The 26,202-nt window shown below is 66.4% G+C and carries 21 protein-coding genes; 1 reads left to right on the forward strand and 20 read right to left on the reverse strand.

Translation table 11 applies throughout. The annotated features are described in order from the left end of the window. Window positions 1-44: 44 nt before the first annotated feature. The 18 genes from P0W64_RS12465 to P0W64_RS12550 form a co-directional block, all read right to left on the reverse strand. Window positions 45-428 (reverse strand): F0F1 ATP synthase subunit epsilon, encoded by a 384-nt coding sequence (locus P0W64_RS12465; RefSeq protein ID WP_275480448.1) that lies wholly within the window; start codon window positions 426-428, stop codon window positions 45-47. A gap of 6 nt (window positions 429-434) precedes the next feature. Beyond that, window positions 435-1,880 (reverse strand): F0F1 ATP synthase subunit beta, encoded by a 1,446-nt coding sequence (gene atpD / locus P0W64_RS12470; RefSeq protein ID WP_275480449.1) that lies wholly within the window; start codon window positions 1,878-1,880, stop codon window positions 435-437. Window positions 1,881-1,892: 12 nt separating this feature from the next. Then, window positions 1,893-2,807, reverse strand: coding sequence for a F0F1 ATP synthase subunit gamma (locus P0W64_RS12475; protein ID WP_275480450.1), 915 nt, complete (start codon window positions 2,805-2,807; stop codon window positions 1,893-1,895). Next, entirely contained in the window at window positions 2,800-4,434 is a 1,635-nt protein-coding gene (gene atpA / locus P0W64_RS12480; RefSeq protein ID WP_275480451.1) for a F0F1 ATP synthase subunit alpha, read from the reverse strand. Before atpA ends, P0W64_RS12475 begins: the two co-directional genes overlap by 8 nt. A gap of 51 nt (window positions 4,435-4,485) precedes the next feature. After that, entirely contained in the window at window positions 4,486-5,832 is a 1,347-nt protein-coding gene (locus P0W64_RS12485) for a F0F1 ATP synthase subunit B/delta (protein ID WP_275480452.1), read from the reverse strand. Next, a complete protein-coding gene (locus tag P0W64_RS12490) occupies window positions 5,833-6,342 on the reverse strand; it encodes a F0F1 ATP synthase subunit B (RefSeq protein ID WP_275480453.1) in 510 nt (169 codons plus the stop codon). A gap of 30 nt (window positions 6,343-6,372) precedes the next feature. Further along, a complete protein-coding gene (locus P0W64_RS12495; RefSeq protein WP_275480537.1) occupies window positions 6,373-6,618 on the reverse strand; it encodes a F0F1 ATP synthase subunit C in 246 nt (81 codons plus the stop codon). A gap of 95 nt (window positions 6,619-6,713) precedes the next feature. Then, complete coding sequence (gene atpB / locus P0W64_RS12500; RefSeq protein ID WP_275480454.1) at window positions 6,714-7,460, reverse strand: F0F1 ATP synthase subunit A; 747 nt, start codon at window positions 7,458-7,460, stop codon at window positions 6,714-6,716. Continuing rightward, window positions 7,457-7,912 (reverse strand): hypothetical protein, encoded by a 456-nt coding sequence (locus P0W64_RS12505; RefSeq protein ID WP_275480455.1) that lies wholly within the window; start codon window positions 7,910-7,912, stop codon window positions 7,457-7,459. The genes atpB and P0W64_RS12505 overlap by 4 nt, the downstream gene beginning before the upstream one ends. A gap of 320 nt (window positions 7,913-8,232) precedes the next feature. Then, window positions 8,233-9,237 (reverse strand): hypothetical protein, encoded by a 1,005-nt coding sequence (locus P0W64_RS12510; protein WP_275480456.1) that lies wholly within the window; start codon window positions 9,235-9,237, stop codon window positions 8,233-8,235. Between the two features lie 80 nt (window positions 9,238-9,317). Further along, the gene (locus tag P0W64_RS12515; RefSeq protein WP_275480457.1) at window positions 9,318-10,280 is read right to left on the reverse strand and encodes an MlaD family protein; all 963 of its coding nucleotides are present in this window, start codon (window positions 10,278-10,280) and stop codon (window positions 9,318-9,320) included. Beyond that, a complete protein-coding gene (locus P0W64_RS12520; protein WP_275480458.1) occupies window positions 10,277-11,350 on the reverse strand; it encodes an MlaD family protein in 1,074 nt (357 codons plus the stop codon). Before P0W64_RS12520 ends, P0W64_RS12515 begins: the two co-directional genes overlap by 4 nt. Further along, entirely contained in the window at window positions 11,350-12,444 is a 1,095-nt protein-coding gene (locus tag P0W64_RS12525; protein ID WP_275480459.1) for an MlaD family protein, read from the reverse strand. The genes P0W64_RS12520 and P0W64_RS12525 overlap by 1 nt, the downstream gene beginning before the upstream one ends. Then, window positions 12,444-13,463 carry an MlaD family protein gene (locus tag P0W64_RS12530; protein ID WP_275480460.1) on the reverse strand — a complete coding sequence of 340 codons (1,020 nt, stop codon included), beginning with the start codon at window positions 13,461-13,463 and terminating at the stop codon, window positions 12,444-12,446. The genes P0W64_RS12525 and P0W64_RS12530 overlap by 1 nt, the downstream gene beginning before the upstream one ends. After that, a complete protein-coding gene (locus tag P0W64_RS12535; protein WP_275480461.1) occupies window positions 13,448-14,485 on the reverse strand; it encodes an MCE family protein in 1,038 nt (345 codons plus the stop codon). Before P0W64_RS12535 ends, P0W64_RS12530 begins: the two co-directional genes overlap by 16 nt. A 7-nt stretch (window positions 14,486-14,492) precedes the next feature. Continuing rightward, window positions 14,493-15,656 carry an MlaD family protein gene (locus P0W64_RS12540; RefSeq protein WP_275480462.1) on the reverse strand — a complete coding sequence of 388 codons (1,164 nt, stop codon included), beginning with the start codon at window positions 15,654-15,656 and terminating at the stop codon, window positions 14,493-14,495. Window positions 15,657-15,660: 4 nt separating this feature from the next. Next, entirely contained in the window at window positions 15,661-16,524 is an 864-nt protein-coding gene (locus tag P0W64_RS12545; RefSeq protein ID WP_275480463.1) for an ABC transporter permease, read from the reverse strand. A gap of 4 nt (window positions 16,525-16,528) precedes the next feature. Then, on the reverse strand, window positions 16,529-17,374 hold the full coding sequence (locus P0W64_RS12550) for an ABC transporter permease (RefSeq protein WP_275480464.1): 846 nt from the start codon (window positions 17,372-17,374) through the stop codon (window positions 16,529-16,531). 272 nt (window positions 17,375-17,646) lie between these two features. Between P0W64_RS12550 and P0W64_RS12555 the strand changes: the two genes are divergently transcribed. Continuing rightward, entirely contained in the window at window positions 17,647-18,819 is a 1,173-nt protein-coding gene (locus tag P0W64_RS12555) for an MraY family glycosyltransferase (protein WP_275480538.1), read from the forward strand. 78 nt (window positions 18,820-18,897) lie between these two features. On the opposite strand, the gene P0W64_RS12560 is transcribed toward P0W64_RS12555, so the two are convergent. Beyond that, complete coding sequence (locus P0W64_RS12560) at window positions 18,898-19,683, reverse strand: alpha/beta fold hydrolase (protein ID WP_275480465.1); 786 nt, start codon at window positions 19,681-19,683, stop codon at window positions 18,898-18,900. Further along, a complete protein-coding gene (locus tag P0W64_RS12565; protein WP_275480466.1) occupies window positions 19,680-26,045 on the reverse strand; it encodes a type I polyketide synthase in 6,366 nt (2,121 codons plus the stop codon). Before P0W64_RS12565 ends, P0W64_RS12560 begins: the two co-directional genes overlap by 4 nt. Window positions 26,046-26,202 lie beyond the last annotated feature (157 nt).

Raw genomic sequence — 26,202 nt, forward strand, 5'->3', positions numbered from 1 at the left:
CCCCCCCCCCCGGCGGGCCCCCCCCCGCCTCTCCGTCGTGTCGCCTACTTGTGCGCCAGATACTCCAGCGCGCGCAGGCGGCCCTGTGCGGTGGCCTGCTCGTCGGATCCGTCGGCCGCAGCCTCGAGATCACGCTTGACGTCTGCCTCGTTGAGCGACGTGGCCCACTCGGCGGCGTCGGCGAGAACCGTCACCTTCTCACCGGTGACGGACAGGAACCCGCCGTGGATGGCGGCCGCCACGCGGTCGCCCTGGACCGGGTCGATCGCGACCGCACCACCGTCGATCAGCTGACCGAACAGCGGTTCGTGCTGCGCCAGCACACCGAGTTCGCCCTCGGTGGTCTGCGCGATCACGAATGTCGCCTCGCCCGAGTAGAGGCGCTCCTCCACCGAGACGATCTCGACCTGAAAACTCCCGTCAGCCACTGGCCGTCACTTCCCGGCGATCTTCTTCGCGGCCGCCTCGACGTCGTCGAGACCACCGCAGCTGTTGAACGCCTGCTCGGGTAGGTGGTCGAACTCGCCCTTCGCGACGCGGTCGAACGCCTCGATCGTGTCGGAGAGCGGCACGACCGAGCCCTTCTGGCCGGTGAACTTCTCGGCGACGAGGAAGTTCTGGCCCAGGAACTTCTGGATGCGGCGCGCGCGGCCGACGAGGACCTTGTCCTCCTCGGACAGCTCGTCCATGCCGAGGATCGCGATGATGTCCTGCAGTTCCTTGTACTTCTGCAGGATCCGCTTCACCTCGTTCGCGACACGGAAGTGCTCGTCGCCCACGATCGACGCCTCCAGGATGCGGGAGGTCGATGTCAGCGGATCGACGGCCGGGTAGATGCCCAGCTGCGAGATCGGGCGGGAGAGCTCGGTGGTCGCGTCCAGGTGGGCGAACGTGGTCGCCGGCGCCGGGTCCGTGTAGTCGTCGGCGGGCACATAGATGGCCTGCAGCGACGTGATGGACCGGCCTTTGGTCGACGTGATGCGCTCCTGCAGCTCGCCCATCTCGTCGGCCAGCGTCGGCTGGTAACCGACGGCGGACGGCATACGACCGAGCAGCGTCGACACCTCCGAACCGGCCTGCGTGAACCGGAAGATGTTGTCGATGAACAGCAGCACGTCCTGGTGCTGCACGTCGCGGAAGTACTCGGCCATGGTGAGGGCCGAGAGGGCGACGCGCATACGCGTCCCGGGCGGCTCGTCCATCTGGCCGAACACGAGCGCGGTGTCGTCGAGGACGCCCATCTCCTCCATCTCGAGATGGAGGTCCGTGCCCTCACGGGTGCGCTCGCCGACGCCCGCGAACACCGAGGTGCCCGAGAACTCCTTGGCGATACGGGTGATCATCTCCTGGATCAGAACCGTCTTGCCGACACCGGCACCACCGAACAGACCGATCTTGCCGCCCTTGACATACGGGGTCAGCAGGTCGATGACCTTGATACCGGTCTCGAGGATCTCCGTCTTGCCCTCGAGCTGGTCGAACGCCGGCGGCTTGCGGTGGATGCCCCACTGCTCGCCGTCGCGCCCGAGGCCCGGGGTGTCGAGGCAGTCGCCGAGCGCGTTGAACACGTGCCCCTTGACCACGTCACCGACCGGAACGCTGATCGGCTTGCCGGTGTCCTTGACCTCCGTGCCGCGGACGAGGCCGTCCGTGGGCTGCATGGAGATCGTACGGACCAGGTTGTCGCCCAGGTGCTGCGCAACCTCGAGGGTGAGCGTCTTCGCGACCGACGGGAGGGTGATCTCCGCGCGGAGAGCGTTGAACAGGTCTGGGATCGCGCCACGCGGGAACTCGACGTCGACGACCGGGCCGATGACCCTGGTCACGCGGCCGGTGGCCGCAGCGGTGCCCTGCTCAGCGGGCTGCGTTGCTGTAGTCATGAATCCACTTTCCTAGTTCGCGAGGGCGCTGGAGCCGCCGACGATCTCGCTGATTTCCTGGGTGATCTGCGCCTGACGCAGCTGGTTGGCCTCACGGGAGAGCGAGGTGGCCAGCTCGTTGGCGTTGTCGGTAGCCGCCTTCATGGCCGTGCGCCGCGCGGCGCTCTCGGACGCCGCCGCATCGAGCAGGGCCGCGAAGACCCTGGTCGCCACATATTTCGGCAGCAGCGCGTTGAGCAGGGTCTCGGCGCCGGGCTCGAACGAATAGTTCCGCTCCGGCCCGGTCTCGTCGCCCTCGTGCTCCTCCACCACGAGCGGCGCCATGCGGCGCACCTCGGGGATCTGAGAAAGCATGGACTTGAATCGTGTGAAGACGAGGTGCAGCTCGTCCACACCGTGCGTCTCGACGCCGTCGATCGTGACGTACTCGTCCGACCCGGCGGTGAACAGCTTCACCAGCGTGTCGGTCGCGGCGACCGCGTCGGAGTGATGCGGCTGCTGCGAGAACCCGGTCCACGAGCCCGCGACCTTCTGACCGCGGAACGTGAAGTAGTCGACACCCTTCTGTCCGAGGACGTAGAGCACCGGCTCCTTGCCCTCCTCCTTGAGCAGTTGGAGCAGCTCGCGCGTCTCCTTGAGCACGTTGGAGTTGTAGCCGCCGCACATACCGCGGTCCGAGGTGACGACCAGAACCGCCGCACGCTTCGGATCGTCCCGTGCGACGAGCAGCGGATGATCGAGCGTGCCGCTCTTGCCGGCGAGCTCGGAGAGCACCGAGGTCATCTCCTCCGCATACGGCTTGGATGCCGCCACGCGGGCCTGCGCCTTGGTGATCCGCGAGGTCGCGATCAGTTCCTGCGCCTTGGTGATCTTCTTGGTCGAGTTGACCGACCGGATCCGCGAGCGCAGCTCCCGGATACTAGCCATTCTTCTTTACCTTGATCGTCTCCTGCTCGACGTCCTCGGCAGGCAACGTGCCCGCCTCGGCCTCGTTGACGACGCGTGATCCGTCTGAGGCGAGGAAGCTCTGCTTGAAGTGGTTGGTCTCGTTCACCAGGATCTCGGCCTGGTCCTTCTCGAGCACCTTGCCGCCCTGGATGGACTCGTACACACCGGATGCGGCGTGGTGCAGGTGGCTGAGCAGCTCACTGTCGAACCGGCGGACGTCCTCGACCGGCACCGAGTCGTAGTGGCCCTCACCGCAGAGGTAGATCGACACGATCTGGTCCTCGACGGGCACCGGGCTGTACTGGTCCTGCTTGAGCAGCTCGACCCAGCGGGCGCCGCGCGCCAACTGCGCCTTCGACGCGTCATCGAGGTCCGAGGCGAAGGCCGAGAAGGCCTCCAGCTCACGGAACTGCGCCAGCTCCAGACGCAGCGAGCCGGACACCTTCCGCAGGCCCTTGGACTGCGCCGCACCACCGACGCGGGACACCGAGGTACCGACGTTGATGGCGGGGCGGACGCCCTTGTTGAAAAGATCGGACTCCAGGAAGACCTGGCCGTCGGTGATCGAGATGACGTTGGTCGGGATGAACGCCGAGACGTCGTTGGCCTTGGTCTCGATGATCGGCAGGGCCGTCATGGAACCGCCACCCAGCGCGTCGGACAGCTTGGCCGCGCGCTCCAGCAGGCGGGAGTGCAGGTAGAAGACGTCGCCGGGGTACGCCTCACGGCCCGGCGGTCGGCGCAGCAGCAGTGAGATGGCGCGGTACGCCTCGGCCTGCTTGGAGAGGTCGTCGAAGACGATCAGGACGTGCTTGCCCTGGTACATCCAGTGCTGGCCGATGGCCGAACCGGTGTAGGGCGCCAGCCACTTGAAGCCGGCCGAATCGGAGGCGGGGGCCGCGACGATCGTGGTGTAGTCCATCGCGCCGGCCTCGTCGAGGGCGGACTTGACGCCCGCGATGGTCGAGCCCTTCTGGCCGATCGCTACGTAGATGCAGCGGACCTGCTTGGTCGCGTCGCCCGACTCCCAGTTCGCCTTCTGGTTGAGGATCGCGTCGATGCAGACCGCGGTCTTGCCGGTCTTGCGGTCGCCGATGACCAGCTGACGCTGTCCGCGCCCGATCGCGGTCATGGCGTCGATGGCCTTGATCCCGGTCGCGAGCGACTCCTCGACGGGCTGGCGCTCGAGCACCGACGCCGCCTGCAGCTCGAGGACACGCTGCTCCTCGGCCTCGATGTCGCCCAGGCCGTCGATCGGCTGCCCGAGCGGGTTCACCACGCGGCCGAGGAACTTGTCACCGACCGGTACGGAGAGCACGTCGCCGGTGCGGGTGACCTGTTGCCCCTCCTCGATCTCCTCGTAGTTACCGAGGACGACGGCACCGATCTCGTCCTCATCGAGGTTCAGGGCCACGCCGAGAACCCCGCCGGGGAACTCGAGCAGCTCGTTGGCCATCGCCCCGGGGAGCCCCGTGACGTGCGCGATGCCGTCGGAGGTGTCCGAGACGGTGCCGATTTCCTCGCGCGAGGCGTCCGCTTCGAAGGTCGTTACGTACTGCTCGATCGCGCCCTTGACGTCGTCGGATGAGATCGTCAACTCAGCCATGAGTACTCGTTTCCCTTTTTCTTGGTTCTTCGTGGAAGTTCTGGTCTCGGCCTAGCGCGGCAGCTGGCCGGCGGCCTTGGCGAGCCGGGAGGCGACGTCGCCGTCGATCACCTCGTCGCCGACGGTGATGCGCAGCCCGCCCAGCAGCTCGGGGTCGACCTCGGTCTGAATGGAGATACTGCGCTGGTAGATGCGGCCCAGCAACCCGGTTGCCCGTTCCGTCTGCGCCTGGGTGAGTTCGGTCGCACTCCGTACGTGCGCGACCGACTCTCCGCGGCGCGCCGCGGCCAGGTCTGCGATCGAGGCCACCGCGCTGTCCGCACCGCGCGAGCGGAGCAACCGCACCGTCTGGCGCAGCAGGGCCGCGGTGTACTCGTTCACCTTGCCACCGAACACGCGCTCCATCAGGCCGACACGATCTTCGACCGGCACCCGGGTATCCGACAGCAGCGAGTTGAGCTTCGGCTCGGACTCTAGTAGCCGCCCGGCGCGGAAGAGCTCGTCCTCCGTGTCGTCGATGCGGCCCGCGCGCTCTGCTCGCAGCAGCACCGCAACACGTGCCTGTCGCTCTATCGCGGTCGAGAAGTCCGCCGGGGCGGACCACTTCGATGCCGCGGCGTCCTGCACGAAGACGACGGCGGTGTCGCTGATCTTGCCGCCGAACAGGCGTGACACGAGCGCTCGCTTGGCCTCCGCGTTGCCGGACGGCTCGGCGAGGTGCTTCCGCAGAACCGGGTTCTCGTTCAGCACGTGCACGACGTTCGCGAGATCCGCCGCCACCTCGGCGGTCGCTGCGTCGTCCAGCTCGGCGACGCGGGCGTCGAATCCGGTCGAGAGCTTGCGCACCGCCTCGCGGCTCGCCGCACGCAGGGAGAAGGTCCCGATGCGGTCGGACGCCTCGGTCTGCGGCCCGGTCACCGACGACGCCATCTGCTCCAGCTCGTCCAGCGTGCGATCGATGGACGCCGACCGCGCGGCCGGATCCTCCAGGTGGCCCCGGACCAGCCGGCCCGCGACGTCTACCGACTCGGCGCCCAGCGCACCGCGGAGGCCGCGGATCAGGTTCGAGCGGTTCAGCTCGACCTGCCCGCGCCCGTGCTCCGCGATACGAGCCACCTCACGGTCGGACTGTTCGCGCAGCTCGTCCCGGATCGAATCCGCGTCACCGCGGGCCTCGTCACGGATCTGGCTGCCCTCACGCGCGGCGTCGGCGCGTGCCCGCTCCCCCGCCGCACCGGCCTCGGCCAGCTTGTCCTGCGCGGCGCGCGATTCCTCGAGCTGTGCGCGCACTGCCTCCTGCCGCTCCCGCATCATCTTCTTCAGCGGGGGAAGCAGCCACTTCCACAGGCAGAACAGGATGACGGCGAAGCCGATCAGCTGTCCAATGAAAATCGACATCTAGTTCTTCACCGCCGTCTTGGTAGTCAAGCGCTCCAGTTCCGCCGTCAGAGACGGGTCCTTCGTCACGTCGAAGCCCAGCACTCGCGTCGCGAGCGTCGCAGACAGAGGACCGAGATCCTGCCTCGCGCCCTCCGCTGCCGTCTGGCCCGACGCCTTCAGCTGCTCGGTCTGCTCACGGGCGAGTGCGTCCGCCTCGGCACTCGCCCGCTGCTTCTGCTCCTCCATGGACGCGCGACCCGCGGATCGCGCGTCGTCGCGGATGGCCCCCGCCTCGGCCCGCGCGTCCCGAAGGCCGTCGCGGTACTCGGACTCGGCGTCCTCGAAGCCCTTGGCGGCCGCCCGGTGGTCGTTCGCCGTCTTCTCGATCATCTCGTCGCGGTCCTTCAGGACCTTGCGGATGGGCGGCACGACGAAGAACCAGATGACCGCGAGCACGATCAAGAAGATGATCAGCTCGGCGAAAAAGGTGCCGTTGGGGATGAGGAAGTTTCCCTCAGCGAGCTGCATGACGTCAGTTCCCGTTCTTACGAGTGAGAGTTAGGAGATCGGGGTCGCGAACACGAACAGGGCCATGAAGGCCAGGTTGATGAAGTACGCGGCCTCGACCAGACCAACGGTGATGAAGAACGGCGTGAACAGACGGCCCTGCGCCTCGGGCTGACGCGCGATGCCGGCGATCAGCTGGGCGCCGGCGAGACCGTCGCCGATACCGGCGCCGACGGCGCCGCCACCCATGATGAGACCGCCACCGATGAGCGCACCCTGGGCGATAGTCGGATCGATCGATGCCATGTGTTTCTTCCCTTTCGGTTTCTGGTAATTGACTTACCAGGGTCTTGGTGCCACGACACGGTGTGCGCCGGGGCGGGTCTAGCGGTCTAGTGCTCCTCTGTCTCCATGGACTGCGAGAAGTACAGAATGGTCAGCAGGGCGAAGATGAACGCCTGGATGAGGCCGACGAAGAGGTCGAACATCTTCCAGATCGCGTTCGGCGCCCACATGATGTACGGCGGGAACAGCGCGATGAGCGCGACCATGACGCCGCCGGCGAACATGTTGCCGAAGAGTCGGAGGGACAGCGAGACCGGCTTGGCCAGCTCCTCGATGATGTTGATCGGGGCGAGGCCGATGGCGTGGCCCTTGATCAGCTTGGCCGGGTGGCCGAGGATGCCGCGGCGGCGGACACCGGCCGCGTGGTACCAGACGAAGACGACCAGCACGAGTGCGTACACGAAGTTGACGTCGGACGCCGGCGGCGCGAACAGCTCATGCGACGTGCCGTCCTGGCCGTACTGCACCGGGAGGACCGAGAGCCAGTTCGCGATGAGGATGAACGTGAACAGTGTGACCGCGAGCGGCAGCACGAAGGGCGCGATACGCATGCCGATCGATCCCTCGATCTGCTGCCGCATCTGCACCGTGATGGTCTCGAAGAACAGCTGCACGCCGTTCGGCACTCCGGTGGAGGTGACCTTCGAGCGCACGATGAACGCCAGGATCAGCACGATCACGGCCGCGATGGCCGTCGCCAGGATCGTGTCCGTATTGAAGGTCATGCCCAAGAACTCGGCCGTCTTGTGGTGGCCGACCTCGATCCCGCCCTCAGCGATGTTTATGGAGCTCATGACTGTGTACGGAGTCCTTTCAGAACAGGGATCACAGAGTGGAGGACCAGCACGACCTGCCCGATCGCGAGTCCGAAGATGAGTCCGAGGCCGGCGGGCTTGAACAACCAGGCGACAGCCAGAGCGATGACCGTGACGACCGCGAGGCGGAACGTCGCGTTGATGGCGACGGGAGCCTTACGCGGCTGCGCCTCCGCCGTGGCGGTCGAGACCTTGAGCATCACGAGCTTGGCGTTACCGAGTGCAAGGAGGCCGCCCACGAGGAACCACGCGGCGAACAGGACGTTGCCGAACGCTGCGGCGATCCCGGCGGCGACGACCGACAGGGCGACGATGATAACGAGGGGATTGACCAGGCTGAGCGGCGGAAGGGGGAGATTCACGCCCTCAGGCGCGGCGGGGTCCGACTCCGGCGCCACGTGCGGAACCGGATCCGAGGCTGGCGTCGTCATATCCCCTCCTTCGGGGTGTCGGCCGATATTCTTCGTTGAACATCAGGTCAGGCGGCGTCTGCCGAGACCACGCGTGTACGCGCGATCTCTCGTGATCAGCTGAAACTCTACCAATCGCCCAGGCTGGCGCACACATCGGGGCCGCACCGTCGAGCGAGGTCTGGTGTCCGCCAGGCTGCACCTTTCGTGCACGCTGCTCAGCTTCGTCTCAGGCCTATCAACTACAGCCCATAGTACTACATACTGTCGGTAAAGAGGAAGCCGGAGACCGCGGCAGTCGCAGGCTCCGGCTTCCATGGGTTCTCGTCGATCTTCGCTGGTCAGCCGCCCGGCGCGGGCGCCGGGGTAGCAGCGGCTCCGCCGGTCGGGGCAGCACCGGTGGGAGCCGGGGCCGCAGCCGACGGTGTCGCGCCCGCGCTCGGTGCCGTCGTCGACCCGCCGGCCTGAGGCAGGACACCCGGCTGCGCGGGCGCACCGGAGTCCGTGATCTGCCAGTTGTGGTCTTTGTCCAGCGTGATGTCGTACAGCACGACGGACGTCTGGCCGTTGGTGTTCTGGATCGTGGTCGTCGACACCCGCACGTAGACCGTGACCTTGTAGATGCTGCCCGACCGCGAGTTGACGACCGCGTCGAGCGACTGGCCCTTCGAGACCCACTGCAGCGGCGTCGTGAGCTGTTCCATCGGGCTGAAGACCGCGTCGTACTTCTTCTTCATGTCGTCCGACACGCCCTTGACGACAGCGTTCTTCCACGGCGTCAGGTCGTGGTAGTCGATGTTCGCCGCGCCCTGCGCGTAGTCCGAGGCGACCTGCTCCGCCTTCGCGTCATCGGCCTGCTGGCTCTTCAGCTTGGACAGGTCGCTGCCCTTCACGTACCACATGACCGCGCACAGCACGAGCGCGGCGAGGACCGCGATGGTGAGCACCGTCGCGACGATCGTGAGCACCGTCGACTTCGATCCGCCGGCGGTGGCCGCCTTCGCGGCTGGGCGAGACGGGCGCCGCGGCGCCGGTCTCGACGGCTTCTGCCGCGCCTTGCGCTTGATCGGGACCGTCTCGCCGTCGTCGGCCTCGCCGTCGTCGATCTCGTCGGCGCCGGCGCCGCGGGTCTCGTCGCCGTCCGAGTCGTCGTCGCCCTCATCGTCGTCGTCGATGTACTCCTCGACTATCACGCGGCGGCGCTTCTTCTTCGCGGGTGTCTTGCCGAGGTCGACCTCCGCGGCATCCCCCTCCGAGGCGGCCGTGGTGGTCTCGGCGTCGACGGCGTCCTCGACGTCGGCCGCTTCGCCGTCGGCGGGCTTGCCGTCGGGCTTGTTGTCACTCAATGAATCGCTACCAATCGTGTCGTTGCGCGCCACTGCGCCGAGGGGCATCCCCGGCGCAGCGTACGTCTACGGCCTTCCGGTCACTTCTTCGGAGGGATGGTCACTGTCAGGTTAGCCGCGCCGTCGTTGCCGAAGGTGTTCAGCATCTGGGAGAGCAGCGCGGATACGTCGATCTTCGGAGCCACGTCCTCGATCGCTGCCGCTGCCGGAACGAGCGGCCCGACGATGGTGCCGAGATTCGGCAGCACCTTGTTCGTGTACGGCGTGATGCGGGCGAGATACGGGTTGATCGTCTGCGTCAGCTGGTCCGGGACGTTCGCCTTCTGGTTGAACTGGTCGAGCGTCTTCAGGATGTCGATGTCCTTCTCGATGAACAGCGAGTTGGCCTGCCCGAATCCGCGCAGCGCGGGAGCCAGCCAGCTCATATCCGACTGGTAGCTCTGCGTGTTCTCCAGCATCTGCCGGATGGACGGCATCCGCGAGAGGATCGTCTGCGACGCGAGGTTGCCCGCCGTCTGCAGGTTGGGTAGCGATCCCTCGGTCCCGCTCGTCGCCTGCCAGACCGTGTCCGCGATCCCGCCGAGCTCCTTCGAGTTGATGTTGCTCGACAGTCCGGCGACCAGCTTGAAGATCTCGGGGATCGACAGCGGGTTCTTGACCTTGGAGGTCGCGATCTCGGTGCCGTTGGTCAGGTACGGCCCGTCCAGGTTGTCCGGCAGGAAGTCCACGAAGGGCTCACCGACGGCGGACAGCTGCTCGATCTTGACCCCCGTGTCCTGCGGGATCTTGTACGTGCGGTTGTACCGGACGTTGATCTTCGCTCCGTCACCGAGCTGGTCCACCGAGGTGACGTCACCGATCTTCACGCCGCGCAACAGCACCGAGGTGCCTTGCACCACCTGGTTGGCGTTCGCGACCTTCATCGACACCTCGGTGTACTTGCGCAGCGGGTTGTACTGCAGCACCGAGAAGGTGATGTAGGCAGCACCGAAGACCATCACCACCGCAAACGTCAGAAGGGAGAAGAACGTGCTCTTCTTCACGGGACCGCTCCAAACTGCCGCAGGGTCTTGACCATCTGTTGGGCGACCACCTCATTGGGGACCTGGTTACCCACGCCCACGTTCTTGAGGTTCACCCGTGCCCCGCTCTTGACGAACGGGATGAACTTGTTCTGTAGCAGGTCCTGCAGATTCGCCAGGTTGGCCGCGCGACCGTTCATGTTCGGCCAACCGGGGAACATGAGCGGCTTGAGCACGGTGGCCACGACGGCCGTCGTGTTCTCGAGCAGCGGTTCGGCGAACGTCAGGGGCGCCACTGCGTTGGAGACCCGGCTCAGGATCGCCAGGGCGCCTGCGGTGACGTCCAAGGTGTTCTTGAGCCATACGTCTCCACCGGGCGCGAACAACGAGGCCACGGTGTCCGAGTGGTCGTGCACCGTGTCGACGAGGCTGCCGGCCGACTGGATCGCCTGGGCGAGCTCGTCGTTCTGCTTGCCCAGGTCGACCACCGTGGTAGAGACCGTCTTGATCAGCGCCTGCAGCTTCTTCGGGTCCTCCGGCAGGTTGTCGTTGACCCGCTTGAAGGTGTCCTGGACCTGGATAAGGCTGCCGCTCCCGAGGAAGTTGGACAGGTCGACCAGAAGGTCCTCGATCTGCGTCGGCGCCTTCGTCTGGCTCATGGGCACCGTAGAACCCGCGCGCAGCAGGTTGTCGTAACCGGTGGTCGGCGCCTTGATCGCCACGTACACGTCGCCCAGGATCGTGTCCTGCTGGAGCGTCGCCGTCGACGTGGTCGGCACCTTGACGCCGTTCTGGAGCTTGACGTCGAGGATGGCCTTGCCGTCCTTGAGGTTCACCGCCTGCAGGCGGCCCGACGGTACGCCGTTCACGACCACGCGGGCCTTGTCCGGCAGGTTCAGCACGCTCGGGAAGTCGAGGTGCACGACGTAGCCGGAGCCGCCGCCGCTCTGGCCGGGCGCCGGGATCGACGACGGGTTGAAGTGCGATGAGCAGCCCGTCAGGCCCATCGCCGCGACGACCGCCGCGGCGACCACGCCCGCTGCCCTGCGGGTGAAGCCCCGCCGGGTGCGGTCGGAGAAAACAGTGCGCATCAGTTCGCTCCCGTCGCACGCAGGACTGTGGTGATCAGATTGACGTCGACCTTGCCATTGGTCACCTTGCACTGCCCCGGCACCAGCCGGTTCACCGCGTCACAGGTGGCCTGCGGGTTGTTCGAGTTGATCAGTGCCGCCGGCGGCTTGTACGTGATGTGGGTGGCCATGGTCCGCTGATCGACGTTCACGGTGAACGCCTTGATCAGGGGCGGCAGCATGTTGAGCAGGTCACCGAACTGGCGCACACCCGCCGCGAGCAGGTCGGTAGCCGGGACCGTCACGTCGAGCAGCGGGATCGCCAGGTCGCCGTACTTGCCCATGATGCTGCCGAGCATGTTGACCAGGCCCGGGAAACCCTTCAGCGCTGCGTTGCCCTGGATCAGGATGGGCGCCGCGACGTTGGTGATGTTCTGGTAGTACGAGCTCATGAACGGTGCGAGCTCACCCCAGTTCTGCACCAGACCGCCGGAGAGCGGGGCGAACGAGTCGAGGATGGCCGCGATATCGCCCATGCCCGGTCCGGGGTTCTTCATCAGCTCGCCGAGCTTGTTGGTGATCTCCTGGACCTCGGGCCCGACACCCGCCGATGCCTTGTTGATCGAGCCGAAAGACTCCATCGCCTGCTTGAACTCCTCGCCCTGACCGGCGTTGGTGAGGTCGGAGGCCAGCTTCGACACCGCGTTCAGCGAATCGGTGATCGACAGCGGGGTCTTGGTGTTGGTGATGCAGCCCTTGCCGTTCCAGTCGGGCCCCTGGTCGTCCTTGATCAGCTCGACGCGACGCTGCGCGACCAGGGAGTCGGCGACGGTGACCGCGCCGATCTTGGTGGGCAGCTTCCGGTCGGCATCGACCTTGAAGTCGACGCGGACGCCCTTGCCCTCCGGCGTGATCTTCGTGACCTGGCCGACCTTGTATCCGAACTGGGCGACCTCGTTGCCGTCGAACAGACCCACCGCGTCGGGGAAGATGGCGCAGTACGAGTTCATCTTCTGTAGCGCGGTCTTGACCGAGAAGAAACCGACCGCGAGTGCGACACAGACGATCACGACGAGCGCCGACATGGCACCGCGCGAACCTAGGAACTTGCGCATCAGCAGTTCACCCCCGGGGACGGAATGCAGACGTTGGTGGCGAGGAAGCGCTGCGACGACTGGTCGACCGTGATCGAGCCGTTGGGCTCGATCTTGGTCTGCAGCTGCTTGAGCATGTCCTTGCCCTGGTTGATTGCCGGCTGGGCCTGCTTGATCAGCTCGCGCGCCTTGGCGAGCAGCCCGTCGAGCCGACTCGCGAGCGGCACCACGTCACGCAGGTACACGTTCTCCAGCGGGACCAGCCGCTGTACCAGCTCGGCGAGGTTGTCCAGGTACGAGTGGAATCCGGCCAGGTTCGCGTTCGCCGAGGCGAAGAACGTCGACATGTTGTGCATGAGCGATACCAGCAGGTCGCCGTTGTCGCGGACGGCCTCCGAGTACTGGCCCATGATCTTGATGAACTCGCCGGCCTGGTCCTGCTGGCGCACGATGTTGTCGACCATCTTGTTCATCGTCCCGACCGTGTTCCGGATCGAGTCCGGCTGGTCCGTGATGGCCTGGTTGAGTTGCGCCAGCGACTGGCGCACCGGCGTAGCGTCGATCTTGCCGACCTTGGGGGTCGCCTTCTGGAAGGTCTCCATGAGGCTGTACGGGGTCGTGATCCGCGACCACGGGATCGGCTTGTCACCGAGCGGCTGGTCTCCCATCGGGGTCAGCGCGAGGTAGTAGCCGCCGACCACGGTGAGCATGCGAGTGGCGAGCTGAGAGGCGTCGCCGACGAAGATGTCGTTGTTCACCTTGAACTTCACCACGACGTGGTCGCTCTCGAGCTTCGTACTCGCCACCGAACCGACCGTGATGCCTGCGACGCGGACGGCGTCACCCTTCTGGACGGTCTGTGCCTCTTCGAACCACGCGGTGTACTCCTTCTTGCCGGGCTGGAAGAACGCCAGGTAACCCGCGATGAGTCCGAGGATCACCACGATGATGATGCCGGCGATGCCCCAGTTCAACTGCTGCCGCTTATCCTGCGCGGCCGTCGGCATCGGCCGGTTGAAGATCTTCATTTTGGATTGCATACCGTAATCCTTTGTCCCGCGACGAGCACGTTCAGCAGCCCCGGAAGTGACGCCTGTCCGTTGGTGCACTTGAGGACGGTCCCACCCGGAGTCGGCTTCGGGAACGCCTGGTTCATCAGATTCAGCAGGTTGGGAATCATCGCGAGGATGTTGACTGCCTGCTCGGCGCTGGGCAGCGCGTTCGACACGACCGCGTCCAACGCGGGGTTGGAGTTCGGCGTGAGGCCCAGCGCCGCCATCAGGGCGTTGGTCCTGCTGATGACGCCCGAGGTCTGATCGGACCACTCCCGGATCGAGTCGTTGTTACTCGCGAGAGCCCGGCCGAACACGTCCAGATCCTGCAGTACCTTCACCAGGCCGGGCGAATTCCCGTCGATCTTCTTGGAGATGTCGCCGAGGTTCGAGATGAGCGCCGTGAGCACCTTCTGCTTGTCGTTGCTCACACCGACGATCTTGTCCACCGACTGCAGCACGGGCGCGATGCCCTGGCCGTTGCCCTGGATCACCGCGAGCACGGACTGGACCAGATGGTTGATGTCGTCGGGCGCGAGCGTTGCGAGCACCGGCTTCAGTCCGTTGAACACCCCGGTGATATCGAACGACGGGGTGGTCTGGTCCATCGAGAAGGTGGTGCCGCCCTTGATGTGGTCGGCGTTCGCCGAGTCCTTGGGGAGCTGCAGGTCGACGTACCGGGTGCCCGTCAGGTTCTGGTACCGGATCGCGAGCTTGGTCCCGACCGGCATCGGATGGTTGCGGGACACCGTGAACTTCAGCTGCGCGTACGTCTCCCGGTGATCCGAGGACTGCACGACATCGATCGAATTGATCTTGCCGACCTGGACGCCGAGCATGCGGACATCGTCGCCCTTCTTCAGGCCCGACACGTCCTTGAAGTCACCGGTGAAGCTGTCCGACTTCCCGTCGACCGGCCTGGTCAGCGCCTGCATGGTGATCAGCAACCCGAGGAGCATCACGAGCGCGAAGATCACGCACTTGACGACTGTGGTGGAAATTGATTTCATGCTCTGCTCAGTTCCCTGCCTTGGCGGTCGAAGTGGGCACGTTCTTTGCCGACGGCTTCACGGCCGCGCCGGCGCTCGGCTTCGCTGCCGGCTGGCGCCCACCCGCGGTCGGTCCGGGCTTAGCCGGCTGCACGACCTGGAAGGTGGGAATCGGCGGCAGTGCCGCGCCCAGCGCGGGAACGTCGACGGACAGGTTCACGTTGAGCACCGGTCCGGCACCCACGACCGGCATCGCGGCGCGGACGTTGTTCATCACCTGTCCCAACTGGATGCCGAGCGTGCCTGCATTCGGGAACAGCTGCAGCAGCATCTGCATCGTCCCGGTGACAAGCGGCGCCGCCTTCGCGAGCCCCTGCACACTAGCGGGGTTGAGGAGCTGCTGAAGCCGCGCCGTGAGGCTGTCCGTGTGGTTGGTCAGCGCGTCCTCCGTGGCGAGCGTGCGCTGCACGTACGCCTGGTTGTGCACCAGATCGAGGTCGAACAGGTTCTGCACCGCGGGCAGCATCGCGGCCGCCGTACCGTCCGCCGCCTGGATCGCGCGTGCGATCTGGGGGAACGTCTCGGCGGTGGACAGCTTCTGCGTGTCCTGGACGGCCTGCGCGACATTGCCCAACGCCGTGGTGAGCGGGAGCATCGCCTTGGTCGACGCATCCACGTTCCGCAGGATCTCGCCCATATGCGGACGGATCGCGTCGGAGTTCACGTCGCCGAGCGTGGTGATCATGTTCGACACGGAGTTGTCGGTGATCTGCCGCTGCGGGGTGAGCTGCGCGCCGCTCTTGAGCGAGGAGCCGCCCGGATGCGGGATCAGCTCGACCTCGGAGACGCCGAACAGGTTGCCGGCCGAGAAGGCCGCCTCGACGCTGTCGGTTATGCCCTTGGTCTTGGCCGGCTCGAGCACCAGATCGACGCCCTGCTGCCCGTTGCCCAGGCTGCGCACCTCGCCCACCTTGCCGATCTCGAAGCCGTTCATCTTGACCGGGGCCCCGGCCACGATGCCGGCCGCGACGTTCGGCGTCCGCAGCGTCAGGTCGAAGTCGTTCTTCGGCCAGAAGTGCTGGACCAGGTAGATCACCAACAAGATGACCGCGACGACGACTACGAAGATGATTCCGCGTCTGCGCAGGACCGACTTGTCGATCGACATGCCGGGTACGGATACGACTCCCATGGCCTTACCCCTTGAACTCGACCGGGGAGCTGATACCCCAGAGAACGACGGTCATCACGAGGTCCAGGATGACGAGGGACACCAGGCTCGCACGGATCGCGCGACCAGATGCCGTACCCACGCCCTCCGGACCACCGGAAGCGAAAAAGCCCTGATAGCAGTGGATCATGATGATCACCACCAGGAACACGGCCACCTTGATGATCGAGAAGATGATGTCGGAGGCACTGACGAACTGCGAGAAATAGTGCGCGTACGTGCCCGAGGGCATCGCGTACACCGTCGTCACCAACCAGGTACAGGACACCCAGCTGAGGATCAGCGTGATCAGGTACACCGGGATGACCGCGACGAGGCCCGCGATGACGCGGGTCGTGACGACGAAGGATACCGAGCGCAGGCCGAGGGACTCGAGCGCGTCGATCTCCTCGTTGATGCGCATGGCGCCGATCTCCGCCGTCATGCGGCAGCCGGCCTGGGCGGCGAAGCCGACGCCCGCCAGGATGGGGGCGAACTCACGCGTGTTGGCGAAGGCCGCGACCACGGCGGTCAGCGGACCCATACCGAGCATGTTGAGGATCTGGTAGCCCTGCACCGCGACGGTGCCGCCGACCGCGATACCGAGCACCGCGAGCACCGGGGCGGTTCCGCCGCCGACGACCAGGGCGCCGCGGCCCCAGGTGATGTCCGTGAGGATGTACATCACCTGCGACCGGTAGTGCTTCAGGCAGTGCGGGATCGTCCGGATGACTTCGGCGACGAACGAGATGACGTGGCCGAAGAGCTCGAACGGTGCCCAGACGCCGCCGAAGGCGCCGGCGGCCTTGAAGAACCAGCGGGTGCCCCGTGGGCGATAGACGGTTGCCATGTGATCAGCCCACCTGAATCGGGAAGAAGACCGTCGTCACCTGTGTCAGCACCAGGTTCATGGTGAAGATGACGACGAAGGACAGGACGACGGTGGAGTTCACGCCGTCGGCGACGCCGCGCGATCCACCCTTCGCCTCGAGGCCGCGCTGGCAACCGATGATCGCGACGATCGTTCCGAAGATGATCGACTTGACGATGGAGATCCATACGTCGACCGGGTGCGCGAACGAACCGAAGGACAGCCAGAAGGCGCCGGGCGTGACGCCCTGCGAGCCGACGGCGACGAAATAGCCGGAGAGCGTGCCGATCACGATGATGAGGATGTTCAGCAGCGGGGACACGATCCATGCCGCGATGAGTCGCGGGACGACCAGACGGTTGATCGGGTTGATACCCATGACCCGCATCGCGTCCGTCTCTTCACGGATGGTGCGGGCACCCAGGTCGGCCGCGATCGCGGAGGCGCCGGCGCCTGCCAGCAGCAGCGCGGTCGCGATCGGCGCGCCCTGCGCGATGACCGCGAGGCCCGAGGCCGCGCCCGCGAGGGAGTCGGCGCCGAGCTGGTGGATGATGTTGCCGACCTGGATCGAGACGATCATCCCGAACGGGATCGCGATCAGGACGGCGGGCAGGGTGGCGACGCCGATCATGTACCAGAGCTGGAAGAACGCCTCCTTCCACTGCAACTGGAGCTTCAGCGTGTCCGTGACCATCGCGGTCAGGGTCGTGAAGAACATCCGGACGGTCCGACCCATGGTGCGGACCGAGTCGACGATGGTGGTCGAGAAGTTCTTTCTCAGGATCGAGAACGCCGACGGCCGTTTTGCCGGCACAGCAGCTTGTGTCACCGGATGTTTCCCCTCTCGAGCTGGCCCTCTGTGACCTGAGAGACAACTTCTCAGGCATATGACCGAGCACACTATATCTAACTCTCAGGTTCCCGACGCACATCGGCACGCTTAGCGAACTCGTGTTGCAGACGGGGTCTGTGGGACTTCTATCGCCTGTGACGAACCTGATAGAAATCGTATCGGCGCAGGTGGGCCGAATTTTGGTGCTGGATACGCGCCGGTCGGGCGCAGTGGCACCCTAGCGCACGGGTAGATTCGCACGGGTGCGAATGCTGGCAGCAGGTGGGATCCCGATCGACCCATCCGGTACCGGCGTCCCGATGCGTGAACTACTGGTGGTGGGCCTCACCGCGGCAGTGGTGTCCTTCCTCGCCACCTCGGTCGTTCGCGTGGCGGCGACGCGGTTCGGGGCAGTCGCGGTACCCCGCACACGCGACGTCCACACCGTCCCGACGCCCCGCCTCGGCGGCGTGGGCATCTACTTCGGGCTCGTCGCCGGTATATTCCTCGCCGCCCAGCTACCGGCCCTCACACGAGGCTTCACCTATACGAGAGATGCACCTGCGGTCCTCGTCGCCGGAGGCGTGATCGTCGTCGTCGGTATCATCGACGATCGTTGGGGCATAGACGCTTTGACCAAGCTGGTAGGCCAGATCACCGCCGCCGGCGTACTCGTCGTCATGGGCGTCGCATGGAACGTGATCTACCTGCCCGTGTTGAACACGACGGTGCTGCTCGACCAGTTGCAGGCCGGTCTGGTCACTGTACTCATCACGGCGGCGACCGTGAACGCCATGAACTTCATCGACGGGCTCGACGGTCTGCTCGCCGGCGTCGCGGCGATCGCGGCGCTCGCGATCCTGCTGTTCTCCGTAGGCCTCATGCGCGACTCGGGCGGGGACGCACCGTCGTATCCCCCGGCGCTCATCGCGGCCGCCCTCTTCGGAGCCTGTATCGGCTTCCTCCCGCACAACTTCCAGCCCGCACGCATCTTCATGGGCGACTCCGGCTCGATGCTGTTGGGGCTCACGCTAGCGGCCGCGTCGACCTCGGCGTCCGGCCGCATCTCCCAGAACGCCTATGGCGCAACGGACATCTTCACGCTGCTGCTGCCGCTGCTGCTGGCCGTCGCCATCATGTTCGTGCCGATGCTGGACCTGCTGCTCGCCGTCGTGCGCCGCACACGCGCCGGCGTCAGCCCGTTCACCGCGGACAAGATGCACCTGCACCACCGGCTGCTGGGCCTGGGGCACAGCCAGCGCCGCGTAGTGCTCGTCATCTACCTCTGGGTCGCGGTGCTGGGCCTGTCGGCTGCCGCGTCGACACTGTTCCCGGTGACCGTGGTCGCGCCGCTGTTCGCGGCCGGCCTGCTGTGCGCCCTCGTGTGCACGATCGTGCCGCGCTGGCGCGAGAGGTACGGCCACACGGGCCCGGCGGACTAGTATCGGCCACTGCGTAGGAGCGGGCTGTCAACGTTCCGAATCGGCGAGGTCCGGTGTGGTCACATCACGCTGGTGCGGTCACATCACGCTGCTGTACGCGAGTTCGCCCTCGCGCTCCCATGCGACGGCGATGATCTCGGGGTGCTCGCGGTAGAACAGATGGTCGCCGGTCGTCAGGATCGAATCGAACTCCCCTTTGGTGAAGCGCTTCCAGCGCTTGGGGTGTGAGATCTTCAGCTGCGTGTCATCGGAGGCGGATATGTCGGTGATACCGGCGGCTATCGGCGTGTGCCGCAGGGCTCCGAATCCCAGAGCGAAATCAACCGCGACGGTATGGCGCAGACTCTCTTTCAGATTCTCGTCGCCCAGCTCAGGGGGCAACAATCCGATGTCGTCGGCCTCCGCGATCCGCTGGCTGGCGTACTTGAACGGTCCGCCACGCATGTGCGTGTAGACGGAGCCGAGCCTGAACTCGGTCGGGCAGGCGGCCACGATCGGAACGAACCGGCCGACCTCGATACCCAGCTTCTCCAGTTCCTGGGTGGCGGCATAGCCGACGTAACCCCCGAAACTGTGACCGCTGAGCACCGGGCGCACCGGGGCGATCTCCGCGATCGACTGCGCGATCTCACGCCCCAGCTCCCGCATGCTGGTCGGATCGGGCTCATCAGAACGGGTGCCACGTCCCGGCATGCGCCAGGAGGCGAAGTCGTAGTCACCGATAAGCGGGATCAACGGGTTTGCCGCCCAAGCCATCTCGACTCCGGCACCTCCGAAGAAGAAGACGGAGGGCCGCCCTCCGCGGTACTCGCCGGCGGGCCACCACCACTTGGCGTGCGCCTTCTTCTGAGCTGTGTTCGTCATGCGCCTTCCACCTGTTCCTGTTCTTGCGCGATGAGTTTCACGACCCGAGACCCGATCGCTTCGATCGTGAGGTCGCCGGTGAACTGGAACATGGTGACCTGGATATCCAGCTGCTTCTGGACGCGCGCACCGAACTCCACGGCCATGACCGAATCGATCCCGAGATCCGCGATCGGTCCCTTGGTGTCGATGCCCTCCTCCTCGATGCCGAGGACCTCGGACAGTTGCTGCACGATCACCTTCACAACGGCCGGGACGCGCTCCTCGTCGGGCAGTCCGAGGATCGCCTGGCGAGCCGCGACCGCTTGCGAGGACGGTGGCTCCTCGTCGACCACGGCCGCGAATCGCGCACTCTGCGCGGCGGCACGCGCACTGACCCGCCATGTGGACCAGTCGACGTCCGCGATGACCATGTTGGAGAGGTCGAACCGCGAGGCCTCGAACAGCAGCCCGGCCCCCTCGTCGAGATCGATCGGATTGAAGCCCAGCAGTTCCAGGTATTTGGTCACGGCGAGCGAGTTCTCGGCCATGCCACCACCGGACATGGCCCCCCAGTTCACCGAGGTCGCCGCCAGACCGCGCGAACGCCGCCAGGCTGCGAACGAGTCCAGCGCCGCGTTCGCCGCGGCGTAGGCCGCCTGCGGAACCGTGCCCGTGATCGCACTGATCGACGAGTACAGCACGAAAGCGTCGAGCTCCCAACTGCGGCGGGAGATCTCCGCGTCGAGCGCCAGTGCTCCGGCGATCTTGGGCGCCAGCACGGATCGCACCGCGTCGTAGGTCATATCGGCAACCGGCTGGTCGTCGATCACCCCCGCCGTGTGGAAGACGCCCCGCAGGGGACGGTCGGTGTCCGCGATGTCGTCGAGAAGCGTGGCGACCGAGTCGCGGTCACTTATATCGACCGCGGCGCATATGATCTCGACGCCACGGCGAGCAACGAGCTCGAGGTACCTGCTGACCTCCTCGTCCGGCACGCCCCTTCGGCCGGCCAATACGATCCGTTTGGCGCCGCGGGCGACGAGCGCGCGGGCGGTCGCCAGCCCGAACGCACCGAGCCCGCCCGTGATCAGGTACGTGGCTCGCGAGCTGACGGGCAGCGTCGGCGGCCTCTGCGGCAGCAGATCTGGCGCCTCGCCGCGCATGTCCAGCACCACGCGACCCACCTGGGATCCACGGAGAACGACCTCGAAAGCCGAGGCCAGCTCACTGATCGGGTAGCGCGCGTACGGCAGCGGAACGACCTCGCCGCGCGACAGGAACTCCACGGCCTCTCGCATCAGCGCCTTGAACTTCGTCGGGCGCGCCGCCAGTAGCCGATCCATATCGACCGCGTAGAACGCGAGATTCTTGGCGAACGGGCGGAGGTCCATCACACCGCCGAAGTAGACGTCCGCCTTGCCCAGCTCGATGATTCGCGCGAACTCTGCTGCGGCCGTCAGGTTCTGATTGATCACCTCCCCCGGCATCGAGTTGTAGACGACGTCCACTCCGACGCCGTCGGTACGGGCGAGGATCTGCTCTACGAACGCCGACGATCGGGAGTCGAAGACGTGCTCGACGCCGAGTCTGCGAACCTCGTCGCGGCGCTCGTCGGTGCTCGCCGTCGCGAAGACGGTCGCGCCCATCTTGAGGGCGACCTGCACAGCCGCCATGCCCATACCGCCGGCCGCGCCGTGGATGAGTACGGTCTCACCCGGCTCCAGGTGCGCCAGGCTCCCGAAGGAGTAGAAGGCGGTCAGGAACGGCAGCCCGGACCCGATCGCGAGCGGGTCGAAGTCGATATCCTCCTTCAGTTCCCCCGGCGGGCGGCACACCCAGGAGCCACCTCCGTCGAGATCCACGATCGCGTACCTGCGCAGGATGTCGCGCGTGGCCATCGCCATCAGGTCGCCCGGCGCGATGTCGGTCACCTCCGAACCGACCCGGGTGACGGTCCCGTACCCCTCCATCCCGGGAACGACGCCGAAATACGTCCCCGCGAGCTGGCGTTCGCTCAGGATTCCCAGCACCTTGAGCGCGTCCTTGTAGTTCAGGCCCACCGTGTCCACGCGGACCTCGACCTCACGTGGCCCGGGAGTGGGCCGAGGGCACTCCCGCAGCGCCAGATCCTTGAGCAGCCGCGTCCGCGGGAGCACTACCTCATAGGCCACATCCTCATCGACCGCCGGAACGGGGAGATCCCACGGTGAGGCAAGGTCTTTCGACGAGCGCACCAGCGCCTCGGCGGATCGGCGCGTACCGCGCAGCCGGATCTCGTCAGCGGCCGGATCGGCATCGCGAGAGAGCTCGGCGGCCAGGGTGGGGGCGCTGACGGAGGCGTCGACGTCTATGGACGTCCAGACGATCGGACTGAGCTCGTTGGCGAGCGTCCGGCGCAGGCCGATCAGCGCGGCATGCGCCGGATCGAGGTCCGTGTCCCCGTCCGCAACGACACCGGCGGTGGTGATCACGACCACACGCACGTCGAATCGCCCAGCGTCGCTGTCGAATCGGTCGATCACGGCGCCCTGCAGCGTTCGGGCGAAGACCGAAACCCGGTACACGAGTTCGGGCGCCTCCATCCCCGCACCCGGTACCACCGCGATGCGCAGATATCCTGCGCGCTCGTGCGTCTCGGCCAGACGCTCGGTTACGGCGCGCGCGAGCTCCGCATCGTCGACATCGGCGCTCCAGTCGATGTCGATCGCGCGAGATCCCGCCAATGCCTCGTGGATCGTGTCCGCCCCCGGGCCGACCGAGACGACGGCGTTCACCGCGAGACCGGTGCCGACGGGCTCGTTCTCCGCGTCATCGGCGATCTCGTCCCACCTCCGCTCGTAGAACAGCCGCTCGAGGTCACCGCCACCGTCGGCGCCGACGCCGATCGGCGCGAACTCGACGCCGTGCATGGCCAGCACCACATCACCGTCGTCGCCGACGAGCGCCGCGTCGACCCGCAGTGGCGACGTGGATACCAGAGTGACGACGGCACGAACCTCCGCTGGGACCTCACGGTAGAAGCGGACCCGCTCGACTGCCGCCGGGACGTAGGCGATGGGACGTTCGTCGGTGGCTTCGCCGGTCGCCAACAGCACGGCCGCGCACTGCAGCGCAGCATCGGTCAGCGCGGGGTGGACCACGTGTGGTGCGGCGGGCACGAAGTCGCCCTCGGCGAGGCCGGTCGCGTCGAGATCGGCGACACAGGTGGAGTCGCCGGTCACGTACGCCTGCCGAATACGTTGGAAAGCAGGCCCATACGTCAACCCCAGCGCCGCCATCGCCGTGTACAACTCGTCGTGGCCCAGGACGATATCCTCGGCCGATGCCTGCGGGACATCGATCTTCGCGGCGCCGGACTCGATCTCGACCAGACGTCCCCACGAATGGATGGTCCAGATGTCCCCGTGCGCCGAGCGCGATTTGATGGTGACCCGTTTGGAAGCGGCCTCGACCGCGACTCGCATCACCGGGACGTCGTGGTCGGCGACCACGAGGGGAGCCGTGAACGCGAGCGCATCGACGCCGCATCCCTGGCCACCGCCGCGTTGGCGAGCCGCCGCGAGCGCGGCGTCGATGTAGGCCGCACCCGGCAGCACCACCGCGCCACCGACGTTGTGATCGCGAAGCCACGGTAGGTTCGCCGGCGCCAGGGTGACCTCCCACTCCGAGTCGAGCGAATCGGTGCGGTCTCCCAGCAGTGCATAGCGATTCGCATCGCCGTAGCGGTAGCCGAGGGTGCGCGGATCCTCCTCCCAGACGTCGATGTGCGCCCAGGGATAGCGCGGTAGGTCCATGTGCCCGGTGGACGCCTCGTCGTAGACCGTCGCGTCACCCGGGTGGTCCACGGCGCCGGCCTGGTACAGCTCGGCCAGCGCATCGAGCACCGCCGTGTCGGCTCCCTTGTCTCTGTGGAGGGTCGGGACCACTGCGCCCGCGAGGCTGTTGCGCACGAGGACCTCGCGGATGTTGCCGGCCAGAACCGGGTGGGGGCCCACCTCGAGGAAGACACGGAAGTGCTCGTCGACGAGATTCTCGATCGCATCGGCGAAACGCACTGTCTCGCGGACGTTTCTGCACCAGTACTGCGGATCCGCGGCGGTCGGTCCGTCGATCAGACCTCCCGTGACAGTGGAGTACAGCGGGATGGACGCCTCGCGTGGGGTGAGACCATCCAACGCCTCCGCCAGGTCCGGGAGGATCGGATCCATCAACCTGCTGTGATACGGCACCTCCACCCGCAGCCGCCGTGCGAACACGCCGTCGCCGGTGAGCTCGGTTCGCACCGCTTCTATGGCCTCGTCGAGTCCTGCCAGCGTGACAGTGGCCGCGCCGTTCACCGCGGCGATGGAGACCGCCTCACCGAAAGGTGCGCAGCGACGTCTCGCCTCGTCCACGCTCAGGCCGACCGCGAGCATTCCCCCCGTGCCGGCGGTCAGCGCCTGCAGGCGTGAGCGGTGGTACGAAACCTTCAGTGCATCGGTAAGACTCAGCGCTCCGCAGACGTAGGCGGCCGCGACTTCGCCGACGCTGTGCCCCACCACGGCGACCGGACGCACCCCGAAGCCCGAGAAGTGGTCGGCGAGCGCGACTTGGATGAGGAAGTTCGCGGGCTGCGCGATATCGGTGCGCGTGACCTTCGACGACGCCTGGTCCGCCTGCAGCTCCTTCAGGATCGACCAGCCCGACAGCTCACGAAATTCTCGATCGATGGCATGCGCCGTGTCGCGGAATCGCCCCGGCTCGCCGAGCAGGTCTCGCCCCATCCCCCACCACTGCGGTCCCATCCCGCTGAACACGAAGACCGGTGCGTGCACGCCTTCGACGAGGACACGGTCCGGCACTCGCCCGTCGCCGGACCCGAATGCTGCCAGCTGGCTTCCCAGGTCGTCCGCATCGGTGAATACGAAACCCCTGCGCAGGAAGTGGTGGGCACGCCTGGACGTGACCGCGGTCTTGAGCTCCGAGACATCAACGGCGCCATCACCGTTCGGTGTCACCAGTTCGCTGTAGCGGCGCGCGAGCCCACGCAGCGATTCCTCGCTGCGTGCCGACACGGGAAAGACACGCACCCCGTCGCGGTGCGGTGCGGACGGAGCCGACTCGGGCGCACGTTCGACCAGCACATGCGCGTTGGTACCGCCGTAACCGAAGCTGTTCACGGCCGCGCAACGCCCGTGCAGGTCCTCCGGCTCCAGCGGCACCGTCAGGCCGAGGTCGTCGAATTCGATATTCGGATTCGGGTTCTCGAGGAACGCCTGCGGCGCAACCTTTCCCGCTCGCACGGTGAGTGCTGCCTTGATGAGGCCCGCGACGCCGGCCGCCGCCTCGGTGTGCCCGAAGTTGTTCTTCACCGAACCGATCCGCAGACGATGCGCGCGCCCGTCGGCTTTTCCGTACGCGCGCCCCAGCGCCTCGGCCTCCAGCGGGTCACCCACACCGGTCCCGGTGCCATGCGCCTCGACGTATCCCACATCGCCCGGATCGACACCCGCCTGCCGGCAGACCTTGATCGCGAGCTCGTACTGGGAGTCGGGGTTGGGCACCGGGAGCGCAAGCGTGCGCCCATCCTGGTTCACCGCGCTGCCCCGGATCACCGCGTAGATCCGGTCGCCGTCGCGCTGCGCCTGTTCCAGTTGCTTGAGCACCACGACGCCGACGCCTTCGCCACGCCCGTAGCCGTCCGCGGACGCGTCGAAGGACTTGCAGCGGCCGTCCACCGACAGGAAGCGGCCCTTACACATGGTGATGAACGTTTCGGGCTGGAAGATGACGTTCGATCCCCCGACCAGGGCGACTTCGCACTCCCCGTCCACGAGCGCTCGGACGCCGAGATGCGTCGCGACGAGCGATGACGAGCATGCCGTGTCGACGGTCATACTCGGGCCGCGTAGATCGAGCGCATGCGAAAGGCGGTTGGCCAGCAACGTCTGCGAGGCGCTCGTCGCCGCGAAGTTATCGATCCGGTCGAGCGAGTGCGAGGACGCCTTTCCCACCGCGTTGTCGTTGGTGAACCCGCCCATGAAAGTGCCGACCGAGCGACCTGCCACCTTTCCGGCTATCCCGGCATCGTCGAGCGCGTCCCACGCGACCTGCAGCAGGCGACGCTGCTGCGGATCCAAACTCGCGGCTTCGCGCCTCGAGATTCCGAAGAAGTCAGGGTCGAACTGCTCGAGTGGGCTGTCGACGAAGGCGGCGTGCCGCGTATACATGCGTCCGGGAGCGCTCGGATCGGGATCGTAGTAGCGCTCGACATCCCAACGGCTGGAAGGGATCTCAACAACGGCGTCCCCCTTGCCGACGATAAAGTCCCAGAAGCTCTCGGGGTCGGTGATGCCGCCCGGGAACTGGCAGCCTATTCCAACGATCGCGATATTAACCATGAAACGCCCCTACTTACGTCATACGCGTCAACGACGCCCGTCAGGCCCCGAATGCGAATACACCGGGCGAATACGCTTTTACTGCGCTGTGGCTGAGATCACGTTAAGGTGACAGATCGGAACCTGTCAAGACTCGACAAACAGAGACCACCGGAGC

The organism is Tsukamurella sp. 8F, from assembly GCF_029167375.1.
Lineage (GTDB): Bacteria > Actinomycetota > Actinomycetes > Mycobacteriales > Mycobacteriaceae > Tsukamurella.